18 protein-coding genes are annotated in these 21544 nt (G+C 41.9%); 7 read left to right on the top strand and 11 right to left on the bottom strand.

Features of this window, described 5'->3' with window-relative positions:
* Window positions 1-30: 30 nt before the first annotated feature.
* From BV372_RS25905 to BV372_RS25895, 3 genes are all read right to left on the bottom strand, one after another.
* Entirely contained in the window at window positions 31-366 is a 336-nt protein-coding gene (locus BV372_RS25905; protein WP_086689365.1) for a XisI protein, read from the bottom strand.
* A gap of 73 nt (window positions 367-439) precedes the next feature.
* The gene (locus BV372_RS25900) at window positions 440-1015 is read right to left on the bottom strand and encodes a Uma2 family endonuclease (protein WP_086689364.1); all 576 of its coding nucleotides are present in this window, start codon (window positions 1013-1015) and stop codon (window positions 440-442) included.
* Window positions 1016-1076: 61 nt separating this feature from the next.
* A complete protein-coding gene (locus BV372_RS25895; protein WP_086689363.1) occupies window positions 1077-5063 on the bottom strand; it encodes a magnesium chelatase subunit H in 3987 nt (1328 codons plus the stop codon).
* A gap of 461 nt (window positions 5064-5524) precedes the next feature.
* Between BV372_RS25895 and BV372_RS25890 the strand changes: the two genes are divergently transcribed.
* Window positions 5525-6817: a lipid-A-disaccharide synthase gene (locus BV372_RS25890; protein WP_256973453.1), complete on the top strand. Its 1293-nt coding sequence runs from the start codon at window positions 5525-5527 to the stop codon at window positions 6815-6817.
* A gap of 33 nt (window positions 6818-6850) precedes the next feature.
* Here BV372_RS25890 and BV372_RS25885 read toward each other — a convergent pair whose 3' ends face one another.
* On the bottom strand, window positions 6851-7237 hold the full coding sequence (locus BV372_RS25885) for a hypothetical protein (RefSeq protein ID WP_086689362.1): 387 nt from the start codon (window positions 7235-7237) through the stop codon (window positions 6851-6853).
* Window positions 7238-7778: 541 nt separating this feature from the next.
* Between BV372_RS25885 and BV372_RS25880 the strand changes: the two genes are divergently transcribed.
* Both BV372_RS25880 and BV372_RS25875 read left to right on the top strand, forming a co-directional pair.
* Window positions 7779-8480 carry a M23 family metallopeptidase gene (locus tag BV372_RS25880; RefSeq protein ID WP_086689361.1) on the top strand — a complete coding sequence of 234 codons (702 nt, stop codon included), beginning with the start codon at window positions 7779-7781 and terminating at the stop codon, window positions 8478-8480.
* 225 nt (window positions 8481-8705) lie between these two features.
* On the top strand, window positions 8706-9293 hold the full coding sequence (locus BV372_RS25875; protein WP_086689360.1) for an ankyrin repeat domain-containing protein: 588 nt from the start codon (window positions 8706-8708) through the stop codon (window positions 9291-9293).
* A gap of 262 nt (window positions 9294-9555) precedes the next feature.
* Here BV372_RS25875 and BV372_RS25870 read toward each other — a convergent pair whose 3' ends face one another.
* Window positions 9556-10059, bottom strand: a complete 504-nt coding sequence (locus tag BV372_RS25870) for a hypothetical protein (RefSeq protein WP_179198235.1) — start codon at window positions 10057-10059, stop codon at window positions 9556-9558.
* 449 nt (window positions 10060-10508) lie between these two features.
* Here BV372_RS25870 and BV372_RS25865 point away from each other — a divergent pair, with 449 nt between their 5' ends.
* Window positions 10509-11573, top strand: a complete 1065-nt coding sequence (locus tag BV372_RS25865) for a glutathione S-transferase family protein (RefSeq protein ID WP_086689359.1) — start codon at window positions 10509-10511, stop codon at window positions 11571-11573.
* 75 nt (window positions 11574-11648) lie between these two features.
* Here BV372_RS25865 and BV372_RS25860 read toward each other — a convergent pair whose 3' ends face one another.
* The 3 genes from BV372_RS25860 to BV372_RS25850 form a co-directional block, all read right to left on the bottom strand.
* Window positions 11649-12221, bottom strand: coding sequence for an HdeD family acid-resistance protein (locus BV372_RS25860; protein ID WP_086689358.1), 573 nt, complete (start codon window positions 12219-12221; stop codon window positions 11649-11651).
* A 313-nt stretch (window positions 12222-12534) separates the two neighbouring features.
* The gene (locus BV372_RS25855; protein WP_086689357.1) at window positions 12535-12909 is read right to left on the bottom strand and encodes an S-layer homology domain-containing protein; all 375 of its coding nucleotides are present in this window, start codon (window positions 12907-12909) and stop codon (window positions 12535-12537) included.
* Window positions 12910-13290: 381 nt separating this feature from the next.
* The gene (locus BV372_RS25850) at window positions 13291-13446 is read right to left on the bottom strand and encodes a lmo0937 family membrane protein (protein ID WP_086689356.1); all 156 of its coding nucleotides are present in this window, start codon (window positions 13444-13446) and stop codon (window positions 13291-13293) included.
* 599 nt (window positions 13447-14045) lie between these two features.
* Between BV372_RS25850 and BV372_RS25845 the strand changes: the two genes are divergently transcribed.
* From BV372_RS25845 to BV372_RS25840, 3 genes are all read left to right on the top strand, one after another.
* Entirely contained in the window at window positions 14046-14318 is a 273-nt protein-coding gene (locus tag BV372_RS25845) for a GlsB/YeaQ/YmgE family stress response membrane protein (protein ID WP_086689355.1), read from the top strand.
* A 229-nt stretch (window positions 14319-14547) separates the two neighbouring features.
* On the top strand, window positions 14548-14778 hold the full coding sequence (locus BV372_RS35460) for a hypothetical protein (RefSeq protein ID WP_143845292.1): 231 nt from the start codon (window positions 14548-14550) through the stop codon (window positions 14776-14778).
* A gap of 89 nt (window positions 14779-14867) precedes the next feature.
* Window positions 14868-16202, top strand: coding sequence for a PrsW family intramembrane metalloprotease (locus BV372_RS25840; protein ID WP_086689354.1), 1335 nt, complete (start codon window positions 14868-14870; stop codon window positions 16200-16202).
* A gap of 430 nt (window positions 16203-16632) precedes the next feature.
* Here the strand turns inward: BV372_RS25840 and BV372_RS25835 are convergent, their stop codons facing one another.
* The 3 genes from BV372_RS25835 to BV372_RS25825 form a co-directional block, all read right to left on the bottom strand.
* On the bottom strand, window positions 16633-18045 hold the full coding sequence (locus BV372_RS25835) for a carotenoid oxygenase family protein (RefSeq protein ID WP_373270812.1): 1413 nt from the start codon (window positions 18043-18045) through the stop codon (window positions 16633-16635).
* Between the two features lie 271 nt (window positions 18046-18316).
* Window positions 18317-20056, bottom strand: a complete 1740-nt coding sequence (locus tag BV372_RS25830) for an ABC transporter permease subunit (protein WP_086689353.1) — start codon at window positions 20054-20056, stop codon at window positions 18317-18319.
* A 28-nt stretch (window positions 20057-20084) separates the two neighbouring features.
* Complete coding sequence (locus tag BV372_RS25825; RefSeq protein WP_086689352.1) at window positions 20085-21425, bottom strand: nitrate/sulfonate/bicarbonate ABC transporter ATP-binding protein; 1341 nt, start codon at window positions 21423-21425, stop codon at window positions 20085-20087.
* Window positions 21426-21544 lie beyond the last annotated feature (119 nt).

The raw sequence follows: 21544 nt of genomic DNA, 5'->3' as shown, positions 1-21544 counted from the left end.
AGTCGGGCTGGAAGATTCTCAAAACATCTCTTAACTCACTGCATAGTCTGTAAACTGTCTCATAAAAGGAGACTGGAAACCTAATACAATATCTTCCTTGGGAACACCTGCAGCTACCAAATTAGCAGCAATATCATCCTCTATAGCATTCCATTGAAGCCAAATCTTTCCATTTTTAATATCAATATGGATGATGCAACTATGTACCCAGTTTTGACCTTCCCAGCCTACATGAACTATTTGATAATGGTCGTGTTCTGTATCAAAAATTGTCTCAACTTCTATATTTCCGTAAGCTGGTTTTTGCTCACTATGAGCATATAATATTTCTTGTACAAGCTGGCGATACCGAGTTAATTTATCCATTGGAAAATCACCTCTTGCTCTACATCAATATATATTAAATTTTCCTCCGCCAACTTACTTAAATTATTAATGCTTACCAAATCGCTGCTAAATTCAAAATAAAGCCTTGCAAAACATTCTCCCCTGACAGCGTAGCAGGAGAATCCAACACCTCAACCTCTTGTCCTTGGCGATAAATCTCAACTTGCCGAGAGTTGCGGTTGATTAACCAACCCAAACGTGCACCATTATCTCGGTATTCTCTCATCTTTTCTTGAGTTGCTTTCAAACTATCACTTGGCGAAAGTAACTCAACTACAAAATCAGGACAAAGTGGGATAAATTTTGTTTGTTGTTCTTGATTCAGTCCATTCCAGCGTTCCAGCTTCACCCAAGAAGCGTCGGGAGAACGATCCGCACCGTTGGGAAGTTTAAAACCACCTGAAGAATCAAAGGCGATGCCAGTTTCATCTGCATCTGCCCAATTAAATAACTGTTGATTTAGCCTACCATTACGGTTACTGGTTTCGCCTCCAGTAGGTGGCATAATAATTAATTCTCCAGTTGCAGTACGTTCAAATCTCAATTCACGGTTTGCTTGACATAGATTAAAAAATTGCTCATCTGTCAGTTCCAATACTGATTGAAGGTTTAGTTTTAAAGCATTCATAGGTGTATTGGGTACTCCAGATTGAAAGGTTAAGGCAGGCGTATTGCCTGCCCTACAATGATTATTCTATCCCTTCAATCCGGTCTTCAACTTCTTGGTACAACTCGCGGAGGCGGTTTAAATTCTCTTCGCTAGTCTCCCAATAACCGCGACCATTCACTTCCAACAAAGTTGATACAACCTTGCGGAAAGAATGGGGATTAAGATTCATCAACCGTTTCTGCATTTCTTCATCTTTGATGAAGGTTTCGTTGGTATCTTCGTAAATCCAGTTATCTACAGCGCCGGCTGTCGCACTCCAACCCATTGTATTTACCAACCGCTTGGAGAGTTCGCGCACACCTTCGTAACCGTGAGATAGCATCCCCTCGTACCATTTGGGATTTAATAATTTAGTACGAGCATCTAAGCGCACGGTTTCTGATAATGTCCGCACTTGGGCGTTGGCTGTGGTGGTATCTGCAATGTAAGATGCTGGTGTTTTACCATCACCCCGCAGACTTGCAACCAGCTTGGTAGGATCTGAGTCGAAGTAGTGGGAAACGTCCGTCAAGCTAATCTCGGAAGAATCGAGATTTTGGAAAGTCGCATCAGCAGTTTTTAGAGTAGTTTCAAAAATCTGCCGGGATTCGTCCATCACACCGGGGTTATCTGAGTTGAAGGCGAAGGATTTCCGCTTCAGGTACATTTCCTGTAACTCGGCTTCACTATCCCAAGTGCTGTTTTCTACTGCCAAGTTGATATTTGACGAGTAGGAACCGGAAGCATTGGAGAAGACGCGAGTTGCTGCTTGACGCAGATTAATTCCCATGTCCTCGGCTTGTTGCAAAGCGTGTTTGCGAACAAAGTTCATTTCTAAAGGTTCATCCGCCTCAGCCGCCATCTTCACGCCTTGATCTAGCAGGTTCATTTGGTTGATGAACAAGTCGCGGAATACACCAGAACAGTTGATTACCACGTCAATTCTAGGGCGTCCCAACTCTTCTAAAGGTATCAATTCTAACTTGTTCACTCTTCCCAAGGCATCGGGAACTGGGCGTACACCCACCATCCACATGATTTGCGCTAGGGATTCACCGTAAGTTTTGATGTTATCGGTTCCCCAAAGCACGCAGGCGATGGTTTCTGGCCATTTACCGTCGTTTTCGGCTTTGTTTCTTGCCAATAGCCGATCCACAACAATTTTGGCTGATTGTACCGCCGCAGTTGTGGGGATGGATTGAGGATCGAGGGCGTGGATGTTCTTACCTGTGGGTAATACATCCGGGTTGCGGATGGGGTCGCCACCTGGGCCAGGTAGGATGTACTCGCCTTCCAAGCCTTGGAGTAATCCACCGAGTTCGTTATCTGCACAAACTTGTTGTAAGCAAAATTCCAAATACTCAAATAATGGTTTGAGGGCGGCGGTATCAACTTTGGTATAGCCTGCTTTGTGCAATGATTCTACCCAAGGTTCTTTTTTGCCCATGTTGAAGAAATTTAACCGAGAAACAAGGGAAACTCGTCCTTCTGCGTCGGTTTGTTCTTTCACAAGGGCGCTAACTGCACCACGGGTGGCTAAGGTAATGTCTTGCAATAGCTGGACATCTTCTAAAATGCCTTTGTCGTTATTGTGGTAAATATCGTCAATGTTACGCCCAATGCTGTTGGCGATAATGCGGGGTAAGCTGAGAATTTCTTCTTCTTGACGATCTAAGGAAGCAATGTTGACCAAAGTTGCGATCGCTTCTTCTGCTGTTGGTGGTTTACCAATGATATGCAATCCACAAGGCAACAACCGAGATTCAATTTCCATCAACTTGCGGTAGACGTTGCCAACGATATTATCTCGCTCTTCAGCGTCCATATCCTTAGCATCGGTTTCTGGCAAGTTGATATCTTTGTCCAGGTTCACCATCCGGCATTTATCCATGATGGAGTTGACAATGGGGATACCGCGTCCTGTATCTTTCAGGGTTTGGTAAGAAGCAATCAACTCGCTGAGTTCTTTCAAACCTTTATATAAACCAGCATTTTCTGCGGGCGGTGTCAGGTAGGAAATTGTCTCGGCATAGCTGCGGCGCTTGGCAATTGTCGCCTCGCTGGGGTTATTGGCTGCGTAGTAATACAGGTTAGGAATTGTGCCAATTAGTTGGTCTGGATAGCAATCACCAGACATCCCCATCTGCTTACCTGGCATAAATTCCAGGGAACCGTGAGTACCAAAGTGCAGTACAGCATCAGCTTCCCAAACTTGCTCTAGGTAAGTGTAGTAGGCAGCAAAACCGTGGTGAGGGCTAGCAGAACGGGAGAAAAGCAGCCGCATCGGGTCGCCTTCGTAACCAAAGGTAGGCTGAACACCGATAAACACATTGCCGAAATGTTTGCCGTAAATCAGCAGGTTTTGCCCATCGCTGTTGAGGTGTCCGGGAGGTGGACCCCAGTTTTCTTCTAAGCGTTGGGAGTAAGGCGTCAGCGCTTCATATTCTGGCACTGACATTTTATAGGCGATGTTAAGTTCTGGGCTGGCGTACTGCGCTTGGGCGTCGTGGATGACTTCTTGCATCAACGCCTCGGCTGATTCCGGTAATTCCGGCAAGTCGTAGCCGTTATTCTTGAGGGCTTTCATCACCTCGTAAATGGAACCGAATACATCCAAGTAAGCAGCAGTACCCACATTCCCTTTATCAGGGGGGAAGCTGAAAACTGTAATTGCAACTTTTTTATTCAGCTTGGGTTTGCGGCGGAGATTCGCCCACTTTAAGGCACGTTTTGCTACCGCTTCCACACGGTCTTGGAGAGCGATCGCTTTGCCTGTAGTACCATCTCTACCTGATAAAATTATCGGCTCAATTGCTCCATCCAATTCCGGTATGGCAATTTGCAAAGCTACTTGAATTGGATGTAACCCTAAATCGCTGTCCATCCACTCTTCTGTGGTTTGGAATACTAAGGGCAATGCCACCATGTAAGGGCGATTTAAGCGCTTGAGTGCGTCGATTGCTTTGGGATGGTCTTGTCTGGCTGGCCCACCTACTAGGGCAAAGCCAGTCAGCGAGATTACAGCATCTACCAATGCCGTTTTATTAGTTGGTTCGTAGAAGTAAGCATCTACAGGCTTGGAGAAATCCAAACCACCAGCAAATACTGGTAGTACTCTGGCTCCTAATGATTCCAACTCCTGCACGATTGCCACATAGTGGGCGTCATCGCCTGTTACTAGGTGAGTGCGTTGCAATACCAACCCAACACAGGGAGCCAAGGGGTCTTTGAGATCGCTAGGGATATCCTTACGGGTTGTGTACCAGTTAAGGTACTCTCTGACATCCTCAAACATACTCGGGGCTAAAGGATGCCAAATCCCCAAATCGGGATATACCACTGGCGCTTGATATGTAGTAGATGCAAGATTTTGTTTTTCTACACCTTTTAATACATATTTATCAGTCAGCATCAGCAAGAAGTTTTCCAGGTTTTCTGGCGAACCTCCTAGCCAATACTGAAAACTGAGCATGAAATTTCGGGCATCCTGTGCTTTGTCCATTGGCAGAAACTTCAGCACCTGTGGCAGAGTTCGCAACAGTTTCAGCATTCCATCTTGGAAGCCTGCACCGGATTTTTCCTTGCGCTTCCGCATGAATTGAGCGATCGCACTCTTTGACTGACCCAACTGTGCCAAAGAAAAGCTGCCCATTTTGTTAAGGCGCATAACTTCTGGCATTGAGGGGAACACAACAGCCACATCTAAGCGATCGCGGTATGGCTCTACTGCGGCTACTACTTTCTGTGCTAAGTCTTCAATGAAAATCAGTGAGGCGATAAATATATTGGCAGTCTCGATATCCCGTTTGAACTCCTCGTAGTTCTCTGAATCTCGGAGTTCCTCAATTAAGTACCCGCTGATTTCAATCGCAAGGTTGGGATGGTTAGAGTTAATGGTGCGAACAGCTTGCGACAATGCACTCTGGTACTGGGACTCAAGCACGACATAGACCACCTTGATTAAATTACGTCCGCGTAAATTATCAGGCGCAATATGTCTGATGGTGGACTTGACGTGGGTGAACATGCAGATAGGCTCCTTTGATGCGCGTTCTCTACTAGAAGTTCATCACGGCTGAACCTGCCGCTTGTAACTTCGATTTATTTTTAGCAATATGAATTTTTTTTATCAGAAAACGCTTACCAAATAGTCATTTTCTCGTGTAACTGACACAAATCGATAAACATAATGACATATTTCTTTGCAGATATTGATTTTTGACGAGAGTATTTGCTACACTTAATGTTAAAAAATATAAATAGATACTTATCTAACTTGTAATTTTGTAGGTAGTATGCTTACTCTTTAACCACAGAGCGATATTATTTCTATTTTAAACTAGTCATTTTTAATACAAAGCAATTTTTACAAAGGAATATGATGAAAGCTAGTCTTCACAATGGTAGCTTTTAATACAAAAATCTTGTTTTTATTGAAGTTGAACAGCTTCAACTTATTTGAGTGAGATGTTAAATTAAACACGGTTGATGCAGAAATCAGCGTCTCAACTTCAGCAACAGATGCAATTACAGCCAGTTGATATTCTTATTCTCTCCAATGGTCCAGGTGAAGTAACGACTTGGGTACGTCCAGTAGTGAGGGCATTGCGGCAACAACTGGGCGATGATCGTTCTGTTGTCAGGATTTCCGTAGTTTTATCCCCTTGTCCACATGCTAGCGGTAAAGAGGCAGCGATCGCCCTTTCTTACCCAGAAGTAGACCGAGTTCAGGGAGCCGAACATTTTTGGCAGTTTTTACTTTGGGGTAAAACTTTTGATAATTGGGATTGGAGAAGTCGCGGAGTCATTGTTTTCTTAGGCGGGGATCAATTTTTTCCCGTTGTCATCGGTAAAAAACTTGGTTACAGCACAGTTATTTACGCAGAATGGGATGCTCGCTGGTACAGCTTGATTAACCGCTTTGGTGTGATGAAACCGAAAGTTGCTGAACGCGTTCCCCAGAAATATGCCCACAAATTTACTGTTGTGGGGGATTTAATGCTAGAGGCGCAGAGTTCACTCAGGACTCAGGACTCGGGACTCAGCACTGAACTCATCGGTTTGTTACCTGGGTCAAAAGCTGCCAAGTTAGCTCAAGGAGTACCATTAACATTAGCGATCGCGGAATACATCAACGCAAAAAGACCCCAAACCAAGTTTGTGATTCCCGTAGCGCCGACTTTGGATTTACAAACTTTAGCTAGTTTTGCCGAGCCGCAGAAAAATCCTTTTGTTGAAACCTTTGGCTTTGGCGGTGCTTCCTTAATTTTCTCAGATGACAACCAACAGAAGCCAGCACTCAAAACAGCCAATGGCTTAACTGTGGAACTTTGGCAAGAAACCCCCGCCTATGACTTGTTATCTCAATGTAGTATCTGTTTAACTACAGTCGGAGCCAACACAGCCGAACTCGGTGCTTTAGCTGTGCCGATGCTGGTTTTGCTACCAACGCAACAACTTGATGCCATGCGTTCTTGGGATGGTTTGCCGGGTTTATTAGCTAATTTACCAGGCTTGGGTTCAACATTTGCCAAAGTAATTAACTGGTTATTTCTCAGACGTAAAGGTTTATTAGCTTGGCCAAATATCTGGGCACAAGAAGAAATAGTACCCGAATTAGTAGGACAACTCCAACCACCAGAAATTGGAGAAATGGTATTAGATTTACTGGCTCATCCAGAAAAATTAGCGCAAATGCAACTCCAGCTACGCAATGTTAGAGGTGAAGCAGGAGCAGCACAACAATTAGCAACTTTGGTTAAGGAAGAGATACATATGTAAGGATTTCTTACCTTCTACCTACTGCCTTCTGCCCTAATCTGAAGAACTCCCGTCCCGCCGTCCTAGTTCATAAATACCGGAACCAATAGCAGCGAGTATACCTGTGCTAATTCCCCAACTAGGGCCCAAACTAATTTCTACGCCCCAGTGAACTAAAGCACCAACTATCAAAAAAGGCACAATACTAAACACCGAAGCGTAAAAAGCGTTTTGGGATTCTCTGCCCTTACGAGTTTTTTCAAATTCTGACTGGCTGGTGTAAAGCGATCGCTCGGCAAAATTAAACCAACGGTTTAATTGTTCAATCACCCATTCACTCAGCGGGTTAAAAGCTAAATATAGCGCCAAAGACCACAAACTCGCTCCTGCGATCGCAATTGTGTCCAATTCAAAGTGGAAAGGCCAAATGTCTGTCAGCATAGTTTGTCGGAGTCTTACAAAGGCGCAATTTTTAGCTATAAAACTTTGATAAATGCTAGATTAACCTTTTAAATAAATTAAATTATCAGGCTTTTGCCGGATTGGCAACTCTCTTTTAGGTAAATTATCTCAGCCATAGCGTTGTTTACAGCCACTTATGTATGAATTAGCATACCAATCACATCCGTAAAAACTAGCATAAAGATTCTACACTAAATATTACTTAATCCGTAATTACTAGCTAACAGCTGCGCTAATTAGCGATTATACTTGTGTACTGAAATGTATTAAAAATGCTGATTACGTCCGATTTTGTGGTTTCAGATTTCAATAGTTGAACGAACAAATTTGACAGTTAAAAAAGCATGATATTGTCAGCTAGATAACTTGGCATGGTAATATGGACGAGCTAAATATTGTCATGTCACCAATATTGAGATATCAATGATCACGTAGCTTTCATAAAAGCTTTTTTAACCAGATTCAACTCAAGATATTTAAGCAATTTACTGATAATTTTATTGAATTGAGGAATAAAAAAATGAGTAAGCGGCGACAAAGAGTATTAGCATCAGGAGCCACTTTATTAATATTAGGGTTGAGTCTTGTAAGTTTAATTACTATATTACCTAAACCAGAAATTGCCAGAGCTAGAGAAGCTAAGTCAAACAAAGCAAATACAGGTAACGCTTGGCTCGCCGCTTCTTTCCCTGTAGAAAACTTTCAAAGTTACACTTCTGCCTTTGGTTATCGCCGTTCTGCTACTGGTGGTGATAACTGGGAATTTCATGGAGGCTTAGATATTGCCGCCCCCCAAGGTAGTTACATTCGCAATTGGTGGGGTGGTACAGTCATTAAAGTTGGCGATCGCAATGCCTGTGGCACCCATATAATCATTAAATCTGGAGCGTGGGAGCACACCTACTGCCACATGGAAGGACATGTCGAAACCGCCTCCGGTCGCCGTTATCTAGTTGATCGCTCAGGTGGAATTCAAATTGCTGAAGGTCAAAAAATACCAACTGGTCTGAGAATTGGCAGAGTAGGAATGTCCGGACGCACCACCGGGCCGCACCTGCACTGGGGACTAAAGTATGATAGTAACTACGTAGACCCGGCAATGGTTTTGCGGGAAATGTTTTCGCAACAGCAAATTGCTAGAAGAGGAGGGTCAACAATTAATGCTCAACAGTCACAAGTTGTAATTCAAGAGTCACAATATACTCGCGATTCTGGTTATTAACTAATTTGACATGAACTGGAAGGGGAGCAGAGGACAACAGAGACAAGGGGTACAGAGAATTGAAAATATTGACCCTTAACTCTTGAACACCACTTTGATGCTAGTCCACTCAAGCCGGGAAACCCTTTGCTCCCCATAATTTGCCAGTTGATAAAAACTTATACATTCCGGAAACTATGATTCTCGGTTTGAAGTGTGGCTCAAGTGTATTTATCTCCTTGAGATATGAAAATAAAATTCTCACATCGTAATCTGGGATTGCTACTAGTATTAATGTTAATCTGGGCACCTTCTGTCGCATCAGCAAAAGTAGAGGCAGATACCCAAGAAGACATATTAGTTGAGGCGGTGTCAATAGATCAGGTCGATGTGCTGAAGAAGTATCTAGATAATGGCGGCGATCCGAATAAATACTTTGCGCTGGCGGTAAGTGACGGTTCAATGCAGAGTGTGGAACTAATGCTGCTCCGGGGAGCAAATGTGAATCTTCCCGATGCAAATGGTATAACTCCGTTGATGGTTGCAGCTAGGTATACCTATCGTGCTGGAGTAGAAATGACGAAATTTTTACTTGATAAAGGTGCTTTAGTTAATGCCAAAAGCAAAAAAGCTAGCACTGCACTGATGTTTTCTTGCTCACCAGTAGCTAGCCACTATGAAGATGAGTATGCAAAAGTGGTGAATATGCTAATTGACAAGGGAGCACAGCTAAATGTCAAAAACCAGATGGGAGCAACACCGCTCAGTGTCGCAACCCAAGGCAATTGGCAGAAGATAGTTGCCATCCTCAAGAAAGCGGGAGCAAAATCATAGTCACGAGATAAGATGCGATCGCAGTAGGTTAGTTGTCATTGAACCTGAATCTGCTGTATGTCTAAGATACAAGTCTAGTTGAATAGTTATCATTCGTGCATCTGTGTAAAAACCAGAAAACCCTTTTTTCTTAGCCAATATGCCTAGACAGGTAGTTGCTGCCATTAAATGTCACTACTTTAGTTACAGCAACAGGCACAAAGAAAAAAAGGATTTCATTAGCCCTGCATATGCAGTTGATGATGGTTACTTAAATCAAATATTATTGCACTAATTTAATAGACTTAGCAATAATTGCAGGTCTGTTGATATATCCTTTATAGTTTTTGTCTTCTAAATTCACATTAAAATCTCGTTCAATCTGCGGAATAACTAAGTTACGAACTTGACCAGTAACTTCTACTTTTCTATTTCGATTAGTAGGCAGATCGAAAGGTACACCTGATGCATTCACAACTAATATTGGTTCCTTAATAATTCGTGGCTCATCATTTATTGTGAAAGAGCTTAAGCCAACTTTCTTAACTGGCTTGCTTCTAATTGTCACAGTTTTACCTATAAATGCATCTTTGTTATCAACTACTTCTGCTGTACTTGTAAGGCTTGGAAAGCTTCTTGTATCCTGATCGTTAATGTTGCCTAATCTCACAAAACCAGCTATCAGGATTAAAGACATCAATAATATTGCGTCCTGAAGCCCGAGAGTCCGAGGGCTGTTCTCAGCCTTAGCATCGCGGTTAGATTTATTTTGCTCAAGTGTATTCATCTTGGGATAATTAAAAGAGTGATAACGATGAGTAAACTGCTGATTTATCGATAATTTTGTAAAAATCCTCTTTTTTGATAAACACAGATTAATGTTAATGGAAATAGATAATATCTGTGTTTTGCTAGGCAATACCCACTCAACACTGAAGCTATTCAGCTAGGAAACTGGTATTAACTTATTTCAAAAAATCTCTTCTCTTAAATTACAAATTTAAAATGTTTTATCGTTTATAGCTTTATATTAAAGATAAAAAATCTAACTTTCTTCCCGCTTAAGTGATAAAATTAATAGTGAATATAAATTTTTGACAATACTATAGATAGAGTTAAATACATCCAATAGTAGAGTTTCAAAAGACGGAGAGTTATTGCTAATAGAGAAATTCTTACAAAATGCAGAGCTTGATTTCTAAGCTAAAGCCTTTACTCTATCCCTAATCCTTAACCATGACTAATATCAAAAATTTTAATGTAGGTTCTAGTACCTCGACAAAAAAGAAAGGAAAATCACTGCCGCCAAAGCTGATTATCAAGCTGGGTAAGTTTGTTTGGGAAACTATGTGGCATACGATGATGTCAAAAATTGCTCCCCGTAATCCGTCGGGGGAGTATATTCGCCCCAGCAGTCAGTTCAGGAATTTTATTAGTGCAGAGAAAGGTAACCCCTACCCAGCAGTAGTAGGGCGGTATCACCTCTATGTTGGGCTAAGTTGCCCTTGGGCGCACCGCACCTTAATTGTACGAGCACTCAAAGGATTGGAAGAAGTGATATCAGTAAGTGTTGTTGTTCCTTCACCGATCGCAGGCGGTTGGGTGTTTAATCAAGAAGAAGAGGGTTGTGCCAGCCTTGCTCAATTGTATGAGCTTGCTCAATCTGGCTACAATGGACGCGCTACAGTGCCGGTTTTATGGGACAAACAAACAAAGACTATCGTTAACAATGAGAGTGCAGAGATTATTGTGATGCTGAACTCAGAATTCAATGAGTTGGCTCTCAATCCCAATTTGAATTTGTACCCTGAGGAATTAAAACAAAAAATTGACTGGTGGAATGAGAAGATTTACCACAGTGTGAATAACGGAGTCTATCGTTGCGGCTTTGCCCAAACTCAAGAAGCTTATAATCAAGCTAGCGATGAATTGTTCACTACCTTAGATGAGATTGAAGCAGCGCTAGAGACAAGTAGATACCTGTGTGGGAATAATGTCACCCTTGCAGATGTTCGCCTGTTTACAACATTGTTTCGCTTTGATGTCGCTTACTATGGGCTGTTCAAGTGTAATCGCCAGAGAATTCAAGATTATCCCAACTTAGGAGCTTATCTGAGTGATATGTATCAGCTTCCGAGTGTTGCTGACACTTGCAATCTAGAAAGTGTGAAACAAGACTACTATGGCAACCTGTTTCCACTCAATCCCGGTGGTATTATTCCTTCTGGGCCTGATATGACATATCTGCTACAACCGCACGATCGCGATCGAGTTGGCAAGAGTGCAGATCTGCAAGTATGAAAAATCAAGAGCGATCGCTCCACATGGGTGAGCATGAAATTTAAGGCAATGCTCACCCTAGATAAAACTACAGATCTAAACAGTTCCTGCGGCTTGGTCAGGGTTACTCAAGGTAGAACGTCCATTCAATGACAGCATTACCCGTGAAACACCGGTGAATAGAATGCTAACACCAAGTAGCGTTCCGATCAGCCAAGGTGCATTAAAGGGCCATTGGAACCAAATCATTGCACCCAAGATCAAAGTAATAATGCCATCACCCAATACCCATGTCCAGTTCTGTTGCGGGCGTAGTCTAAATGCCAAAATTAACTCGAAAACACCTTCGGTTAATAAGAAACTACCCAGCAATAGAGTCAATGTCAGGATACCCGTAGAAGGGTAAATCAACAGCATTACACCTGTTGCAATGTACAGTACGCCTAGCAAAACTTTCCAAACAAAGCCGCCTGACTGGCGGGTGTTATAGGCATAAAATAATTTAGCAAATCCAGCAGAGGCCAGAATTACTGCCACCCAAGTTTCTGCAAAAATTGTTGATATAGCAGGTACTGCGATCGCAATAATTCCTAAAATAGTTAAGAGACCGCCAGTTAAGAGCGACTTATTATCACTCTTATTGATATCAGTGGGAACATTAGTTGTCATACGAATTTTTCCTGCTGCCTAATTGAACTCTCAATTTAGGCTAAGAAATTTTCTCCTAGCAAGGCATCACCCTAAGGTAGACTCATAGGTATTAATTTCATCCAGAGTATTATCAATGCTCATGCCATCGCATAGTTAACCAAAAGTCATGGCTGTAGCTTTACATAACACTTACAAGAATTAACAAAAAATGCTGTGTCTACCCACCAATCTTCTATCTGTTGGTAGATAAAATCAAAATATAGATACTGTAACTAAAGATTAGAAAAAAGATAAACTCTTCTTTCCTGGCTCTAAAAAAAGGTGAAATACTTTATTTTTGGTTAGGTATAGTATCAACTCGCTGGTTAAGTTCTTGAAGCTGTGCCTTTAACTCCCTCTGCCGTTTGAGTAAAATTTCTAAGTCTTCCTTCGTTGCTAAATTTGCCCGGTTATTGGGAATAACTTCATTTACTTGATTGAGGCAAGCATTCAACCCAGCTGCGAATTCATTACGCGTTACTGGTCTATCGCCTCTATATGTACCATCAGGATACCCAGATAGACAACCTTGCTGGGAATTGACATTGCGATCGCTCGGTGTTTGTGACCAAGCCTTCAATGGATAAGAGACAATTGTCGTCAGTGTCAAAGTAGTTGCAAGGGTTACTGGATTTAGCAAGCTAGAACTTAATGAAATTCTCAACATAAGAAGATAAATATTGATCGCAGCTAGAAGCCGTCTACATTCTTTACCTTACCAAAATTAGTTGATTTTGGTATGGCAACAAGACTGAAACTAACAAGCAACAGTAAGGCAAAGCTTGCCTAGTGCAGATTTACTAACATCTAGCTAGCTATAACCTGACCCTTACAATACCCAAATATGTCTTTTTATTAGACTTCTTTCTTGCAAAAATAAGAATAGGAATAAAAGGAACCACAGATGAACACAGAGTGAAATCGGAGCGACGGAAGCTGCCACTTTGAACTTTGGTGTGAATAACGATATTTATCTGTGTTTATCGGTGTTTATCTGTGGTTTGATATCTAACACATCGACTTATGCAAGAGGCATATTATTATCTGTCTAAAAAGCAGTGCGTGATTTTAGAAAATTATAAATAGCTATAGCAACTGCTAAAACTAACAGTATATGAATGAGATTGCCTGCAATGTGCAACGCTAACCCCAAACCCCAAAATACAAAAAGTACAACTGCAATAGTCCAAAGTAAACTAAGCATAATTTTTTTATCAAAACATTATTAGTTAATAGTCTAGAGATAGCGTGAATTTGTTGAAAACTATCTTGCGGCTGAATTTAGGCTGATCATATGATAAGTTTTTTATCTAAGTAACGCTGTACAGCATTCAAAATTTACTCATTGATTAAATCTCCACTAAAGCCATTCCTTGTATTACTGTGCGATCGCTCTTACCTAAATTGAGAATTTGTACTTAGCACGCGGTCTTATCAGCCGGAAAAAATTTAGAAAAACCTTCTCTTTAATGGTTTTGAGGTGTTTGCGTATAGTACTCTCTTTTACCTTGTGTATTGTTTGGCGATCGCATCGCTACCAGGCTCTACATATCAAAAAATTTTCTCTCAATAATTAAAATTTTAATATTGCAATTATTAAGTAATCATGAATTTGTAAACTTTTATTTATTAAAGCCAAACTAACTTTTCATAATTGAATTTATCCTAAGTCTGGGTAAAAAGCTTTAATCATTTGACTATACCTTCAGACTATAACAATTAGTTCTAGCGGTAGATAGAATAGCAAACTTTGAAATGTTAACTTAAGGACAACAGTAAAAACTCTTTTGTTAACTTAAAGCTATGAACATTCTTGCTTGGATTGTTTTAGGTCTCATTGCCGGTGCTATTGCTAAAGCTATCTATCCCGGACATCAAGGCGGCGGCATTCTAGGAACAATTTTGCTAGGCATCATTGGTGCATTTGTAGGCGGTAGCTTGGGGATATTTTTCAGTACAGGCACCCTAGCATTAGCTGCTCCTACCCTTAGTATCACCGGGATCATAGTGGCCGTTATTGGTGCAATTGTTGCCGTTTTCTTGTGGAACTTACTAACTCATCGGAGTGCTCTATAAAACGTTAAGTTGTAATCCAATATTTAGTAAACCTCAGGGAATTGAGTTTAACTATTTTTATCCCTGAATTAAATTAAAGAAATAGCGCTGGCTGTAGTAGGCTGGCGCTATATATTTATATAGGAATCCGATTTAGTTTTTAAAGAAATTTTACTATCTGTAGGGGAGCCAGTGACGGGTACGCAGGGGTCTCCCCAAGTAGAGCAACTAGCGTTGGGCACTGCCCACCGTGTCAAGGTTAAGCCGGGAAACCCTTTCGGCAGTTCCTCCTGGGGAAACCACGCCACTTCCTTCAAGTCGTCAAAGCTGCCCAACGCCGTGGCTCCCCAATATCGCACTGCTGACGCTCCTACATTGCTACCCTACAGGGACGCTAAGAGCGATCGCAGAACGCTGCGATTTAAAATTTAATGGCTGGATACATATTGCCCAACTAGAGCGCGTGAGAATATTAAGCTGATATGCTGGCATTACAGATTTTAGCTGAGGTGTCCTTAGTATTGCCGTGTCTGCTTTATAACTGGATAAATAAGATATTACTTAAATATTATGGAACAGTCAGATCCTAGAGAACTTGCTCGCCAAGGAAATATAGAGGCGATCGCTACTTTAGTTAACCGCGCACTTCAAACTGAAAGAATTATTACTAAAATTAACCTCAAGGATGGCTACTTGCAAATATTACTGGTTTCTGAAAAGATTCCTGATGAGCAAGCCTCAGTCAATTTGATTCGCAGGGAGTTACAGCTTCTCAATGCAGACTTTGCCAAAACTGTCAGAATCTATGGGCGAGAATTACGTAGTGAAATTCCCGCTTGGGTTCAACAATTTCCTTTGAAACCAATCTCAACAAATAATCCACAAGAAATAACTAATCTTCAATCTTCACGTACTAGTAATAAATTAAAATCTAATATTAATTCACCTCGTTCTTCAGGAGATTTTCTCAATCAACGTATCGATGCTCTTGAGTTTGTACAAACGCTGCGGACTTTTCGCTTTTCTGCGGTTGTTCCTTATCGAGAAGCCCTCAGTCCCGCTTTGTATGGTCACACAAATGTCAAACTTCTGCTTTTCTTTGGTCTATTTCCTCTAGGAATGAGCTTTATTATCAGCCAAATAGGTTTTAAAGTAGGCTTAGAACAAACTGCTTGGGTTTTGGGAGTCTACTACGCTTCAATTTGGGGAGTTGTTCTGCAAAACTTGATTAGGCCTAGACATTTTTCTTGGCGTGAAATATTGAAATGCGTTTTGTTCACAGTCTTTGTTGGTATCCCACTTTTGTTGTTTATTCAAAAAGTTCCCCTATTTAGCTTTCTCTATGCTGCTACCGATTGGGGATTAATTCCAAGATTAGTTGGTTTTATTTTGGGTGTGGGTGTTCTAGAGGAAGTATGCAAGGCGCTACCTATTTACCTATTCTTTCTGCGTTCTGGTAAATTGTTCGATCCACTGACATTAGCATTTTATGGCACGATGTCGGGATTGGGATTTGCGATTTCTGAAGGAGTTGTTTACTCGGTAGTTTATGCCTTTGGTTTAGTGCAAGGCGAAATTGATTTTGGTGCTTATGTTTTAACTAATACGATTCGCTTTGTCTGCCTACCATTTTTTCACGCTATTTGGGCAGGAATCGTGGGTTATTTTTTAGGATTAGCGGCAATTAATCCTTCTCGCCAAGTTGCCATTATTGTGATTGGTGTAGCGATCGCAGCTATGTTACATGGTCTTTATGATACATTTTCTAGTGGTTTTCTCGGTCTTGCAGTCATGGCATTTTCTATTCTGCTATTTGTTGCTTATCTCCAGCACAGTCAACAAATGATTGAGGATTTGAGACAAGCAGAATTGAATAGGAGTAATCATGAACCTCCCAATAGTTAAAAAAATTCCTAATTTAAAGACACTTTTAAATAGAGATTTTTATCCTAACTGTATTAAGCCAGATGCCAATAATTTTTAGTTAACTATATTCAACTTAAAATTTGATTTCGAGAAAAGGGTAAAGGATAAGGGTTAAAGCTTTTTCCTGTTACCCTTGTACCTTTAAGCGAGAGGAAATCAAGAGCGAAAATTACGAATTATATATATCAAGTCTGGTTAAACACTTGTCATTGCGTTCGCCCTACAGCCCTTTGGGCATCCTACGGCAGGCGTTCCCGTACCCCTACGGGGAAGCAAGCTACGCGTAGCGTCTCCGGCAGGAGAAGGGTACGGAGTGAAGCAATCGCAGAGACCTTGTGATTGCTTTGTTCTACTGCGTTGCACTCGCAATGACATATCATAAGTAATTTGCCAAACATGATATTACGAATTAGTAATAAATTGTTAACTGTTCCTCAGAAACCCAAGTACCATGAAACCCGTAAGGTACTCGTTGGGGAATAATTACTCGTGCCACAGGTTCACTCGTAATATCTTGGGCATTCACTACTACCAATTCAGAAGTGCCGGAACCTTCATCGTAGACGAAAGTAATTAGCCAGCCATCATCTTCATTAATTGCACCAGGACGTGGCGCAAATACAGCTTCGCCGCCATAGCGTCCCTCTCCAAATTGATGAGTTTGAGATGTACCACTGCTGAGGTCGTACTTAATTACGCCATCAAACAGAGGTAAGGGATTATTCGCTAGCTTACCAACATAGCCATATCGCGTTTTTTGCCCTAAAAAGTTTTCGTTGACGCGGGGGAATTCCGCAGCCATATTATCTAATTGTTGTTCACGCACTGTTCCTGTTTTCAGATTAAACCGCCACTGATGCAGGCGAGGAATATTGGCATCTGGATCGAGTTGGTTGTCTTGAGTAACCAAGACACTCGTGGAACTCATTCGAGAAGCGATCAGTACTACCTCGTCTCCGGCTTCGTAAGCATTGAGGGTATGGAAAACATAGCAAGGGGAACTTTCAAACCAGCGGATATTATTGTTGTTGCCCAAACGTGGGACAATGCCAAAACGACTAGGGCGATCGCTCTCAAACATCAGTATAGGTTCTCCCCGATGTACTCGTTCGGCACTGAGAGTCAGGGGTAAATCCATGAAAATCGTGTAGTTTTCAGTAATCGCAAAATCGTGCATCATCACAGGTTGTGGGATGTCAATTGGCACTGTCTGCAATAATTCACCAGCAGGTGAAACTATACTGTATTGCAAATATGGTGGCATAAACGAGTAACCAAAGAACATCATCTCGCCTGTCACTGGGTCTACTTTAGGATGGGCTGTAAAGGCAGAAACCAGTTTGCCGTTATAAGTGTACTCGCCAATCGTCCCTAACTCAGGCAACTTGATGGCGTGAGGCACACCTCCTTCATTCAGCGCCAACATCTGCCCAGCGTGCCAAATCAGGGCAGTATTGCCAGTATTTTTGTAAGCACCGTGGGGATTGTCCATTTGTGGTGGTTCTAAGAATCCACTCCAGATGGCCTTCCCAGCTTCGTGTTCAATTTTCCATCCCCTTGTTTGTACATAGCGATTGCGATAACTAGCTTTACCGCCGCTAATTTGCACACCATGCACCATCCCATCGCCTTCAAACCAATGGTATTTACCTATGGGTGGCCATTGGGGATTAGGACCATTCCGCACAAACATCCCCGCTAAGTCTGGAGGTAACTGACCAACAACTTGTAAGTTGTCTGTGGTGATTTCTTTTCGGACTGGTGCAAAATTGCCATCAAGATACGGATCAACTGCTGTAGTTGAGATTGTGTTGGCTGTCATAAGGAGCAAATATTAGCGGCGCTTTGTCCTTATATTTTAGCGATCGCTGATCCCCGATGCCCTGTAGCCTTGTTGGTAATTGTCTCAACTCAGCTTAATTAGGACTTACGCAAGAACCCTCTGAAACACTCTTTCCTTCGTGTCCTTCGTGTCCTTTGCGGTACCCTTCGGGAAGCCGCTTCGCGTCTACGTTTTTTCATAATTTTGCGTAAGTCCTGTTAATTAAGAAAACATCCCCCCAGGGAGATGCGATCGCTACTTCTTGAAATGACTAAATCAACAGTTGATATTTTTCCTGCGCCAATTGGTACAAGGGACGCCAAACCAGACGATTGGTCATGACTACTAATAAAGACATTACCATTGTGGCTGCGAGAAGTAGTGAGAAATTGCCGCTAGCTGTGGCATGAGAAATCGTGGAACCAAGTCCAGTGGTACTGATTACTCGCCCTTGAAACGTAACGTACTCACTAACGATACTTGCGTTCCAAGCGCCGCCGACAGCGGTAATGATGCCTGTAATTAGGTAGGGAAAGATCGCAGGTAAAATTAGAGTTTGCCAGCGTTGCCGCAAGGACAGTTTATATACCGATGCGGCTTCTATTAAATCTGAGGGAATCGACTGTGCGCCAGCGATGACATTAAACAGGATATACCACATTGTTCCTAGCATCATGAGCGCGATCGCCCCAATCTGCAAACCGCCAGCGATACGGGTTAACCCTAGCAACAGCACTGGAAATAAAGCTGTGGCTGGAACGGAAGCAGCAATTTGTACTAAAGGTTGCAAAATCTGAGATAAACGACGATTGCGTCCGATCGCTACTCCTACAGGTACAGTCCACAATAGAGATAATACCAAGGCAATAATTACTCGAAAGGCTGTAAACACAGCGCCTTTAATTATCTGTAGCCAATCGTTCCAGCCCAAAGTTTTTAATAACAGCACTGCTTCCCAAGTACCCCAGAGGACAATTAAGGCACAACCACTGACAAATAGCCAATTGAATAAACTAGGCCAGTTAAGGTTTTTTTGAGAGTTAACTGGTAGAGAACGTACAGGAAATGCTCGAACTAAATTGTCATCAACAGTTGTTTGTAAAGGCTGAAGAATTCGCTCCTTAAGCATTCGCAAAGTAGGCGATCGCCTTAAAATATCCAATACTAATGATTGTGGAGCATTTTCTGAATCTACCATCTCCAATTTAAATTTTTCTGACCAGGCAATCAGCGGTCGCCAGATAAAATAATCAATTGCGACAATTACCCCAATCAGCAGCAGCAAGCCCCAGAATATGGCTGTAAAGTCTCCCTTACTGGCGGCGGTTCCTAAAAAAGAACCTAACCCAGGTAAGCGAAAATCATTGTCTCCTAAGGTAAAGGACTCAATCGCAATTAAAAAAAACCAGCCTCCAGCTACCGACATGACGCTGTTCCACACCAACCCAATTACACCTGCTGGTAACTCCAATGTCCAAAAACGTTGCCATATATTCAGTCGATAAATCTCGGAGGCTTCTAACAATTCTTTGGGAATACTTTGCAGGGACTGGTAAAAACTGAAAGTCATGTTCCAAGTCATACCAGTAAAAATCAGCAGGATTGAAGCGAATTCCACGCCAATTCGTTGACCAGGAAACAGAGCAATCAAAGCCAGCACTACTCCCGGTAAGAAAGATAACACTGGAATTGATTGTAAAATATCCAGCAAAGGAATTAAAATCCGTGCGGCTAAACGTGAACTATAGGCAGTATAAGCATAAATAAGAGTGAAAACTAAGGCTAAAAAGTAAGCAATTCCCATGCGTACCAGAGTTTGAGCTGTATAACCTGGTAAAGCACTAATATTTGTGGAGATTATTAAATTAGGTTCAAAAGTACCGCTAAATTTGGCAGCAGTTCTGATAATAGCAACTGCAAAAGCCACAATTAACAAAATAAGCAAGCCGTCTTGCCAAGTCCAATTTAGCCTTCCCAGGATTTTGTTAGCCGGAGTCAGGGGTCGAGTCATAAAAAATTTATGGAGTTTGGACTTTTGATTAGCTGACAGCAACAACTTCAACACTTGCTGTTTGTTCTAAAAAGATTTGTCCAGATGGTTCATCGTAGCCATATATCTCGGCATAACGACCCCACTCAATTGCTGTGTTTAATTGGCGCTGGGCTTCTTCTGGACTAAAGTTATTTTCGAGAATATCTAAAACAAGTTCTTCGGGTATGCGTTGATTGCGTTTTGCTTCTAAAAGGCGGAAGATTTGTTGTACCAAGCGAATATGAGTTAGCAGTTGAGAGCGGACAATTTGTTTGCGTTCGTCAATGCTACCGTTAATAAATTCTTGTCCTACGGAAGTAAGGTTAATATCTCCTTCTGAAAGTTCGACAAAATTCATTAAGTTTGCAGCATCCACAATTGGGAGAATTTCATCTACTTCTAATTGCAGTTCTTGGGCGAGACGGTAGAGGTCTTTTTCTTGGCGATCCTCTAAAAGTTCTAAGAGACCAGCGATAGAACCGATGCGAACGGCTGGTAAAGACTGATGCTTAGGTTCTGGCTTTGAGGTTTGCAGAGATACGGTTTCTGTAGGTTCAGTTGTGTCTAGTTCGGGATTAGTAATGATTTTATATACTTGATCGACCAGGGCTTGAAAACTGGGATGTTTGCGATCGCGGTAATGAGGTAACGTTACAGGTAAGTCAGCACGTATTCTCCCTGGATTCCGCCCTAGTACAATAATCCGATCTGCTAAAATTACTGCTTCTTCAATACCGTGAGTCACAATTAAAATAGCTTTGGTGGGGATGCGGCGATCTATCCACAAATCGAGTAATTCAAACCGCAAGTTTTCGGCTGTCAGCACATCTAAAGCTGAGAACGGTTCATCCATACACAAAAGTTCTGGTTCCACCGCTAAAGCTCTAGCAAAACCGACTCTTTGACGCATTCCCCCAGAAAGTTCTTTCGGGTAAGCATTTTCAAACCCATCCAAACCAATAACGTCAATCATGCGTAGCGCTTTTTGTCGCCGAGAGTCTGCGGGTTCTCCTTTAGCCTTTAAACCTAGTTCCACATTTTCTAGTACAGTTAACCAGGGATAAAGGGCAAAACTTTGGAAAACAATTGCTACTCCAGGGTTTAACCCAACTAGAGGATGGTTATGATATGACACTTCACCTTTAGTAGGGGGAATTAACCCTGCAATCATCCTCATTAAGGTAGATTTTCCTGAACCAGAAGGGCCTAATAAAGCCACAATTTCTCCTGGATGCAATTCCAAATTGATATTATCCAGGATGACAATTTGCTGACCGTTAGGCTGCTGATATGATTTATTGACACCTTTTAAGGTAATGAGGTGTTCATTTGCTGTTTTGACGGTCACTCCGCCCCCTTAAAACTATGATTAATTAGAATCTCATGCTGAGGTTATCTTATAGTTAACAATACTCCGGACAGTTTTAAGTTGAGCCAATCGACAAGAAAGCTATCGATCCATTAGGG

Origin of the sequence: Nostoc sp. T09, assembly GCF_002154695.1 — a bacterium.
GTDB lineage: Bacteria > Cyanobacteriota > Cyanobacteriia > Cyanobacteriales > Nostocaceae > Aulosira.
This window is presented reverse-complemented; position numbering and strand designations above follow the sequence as displayed.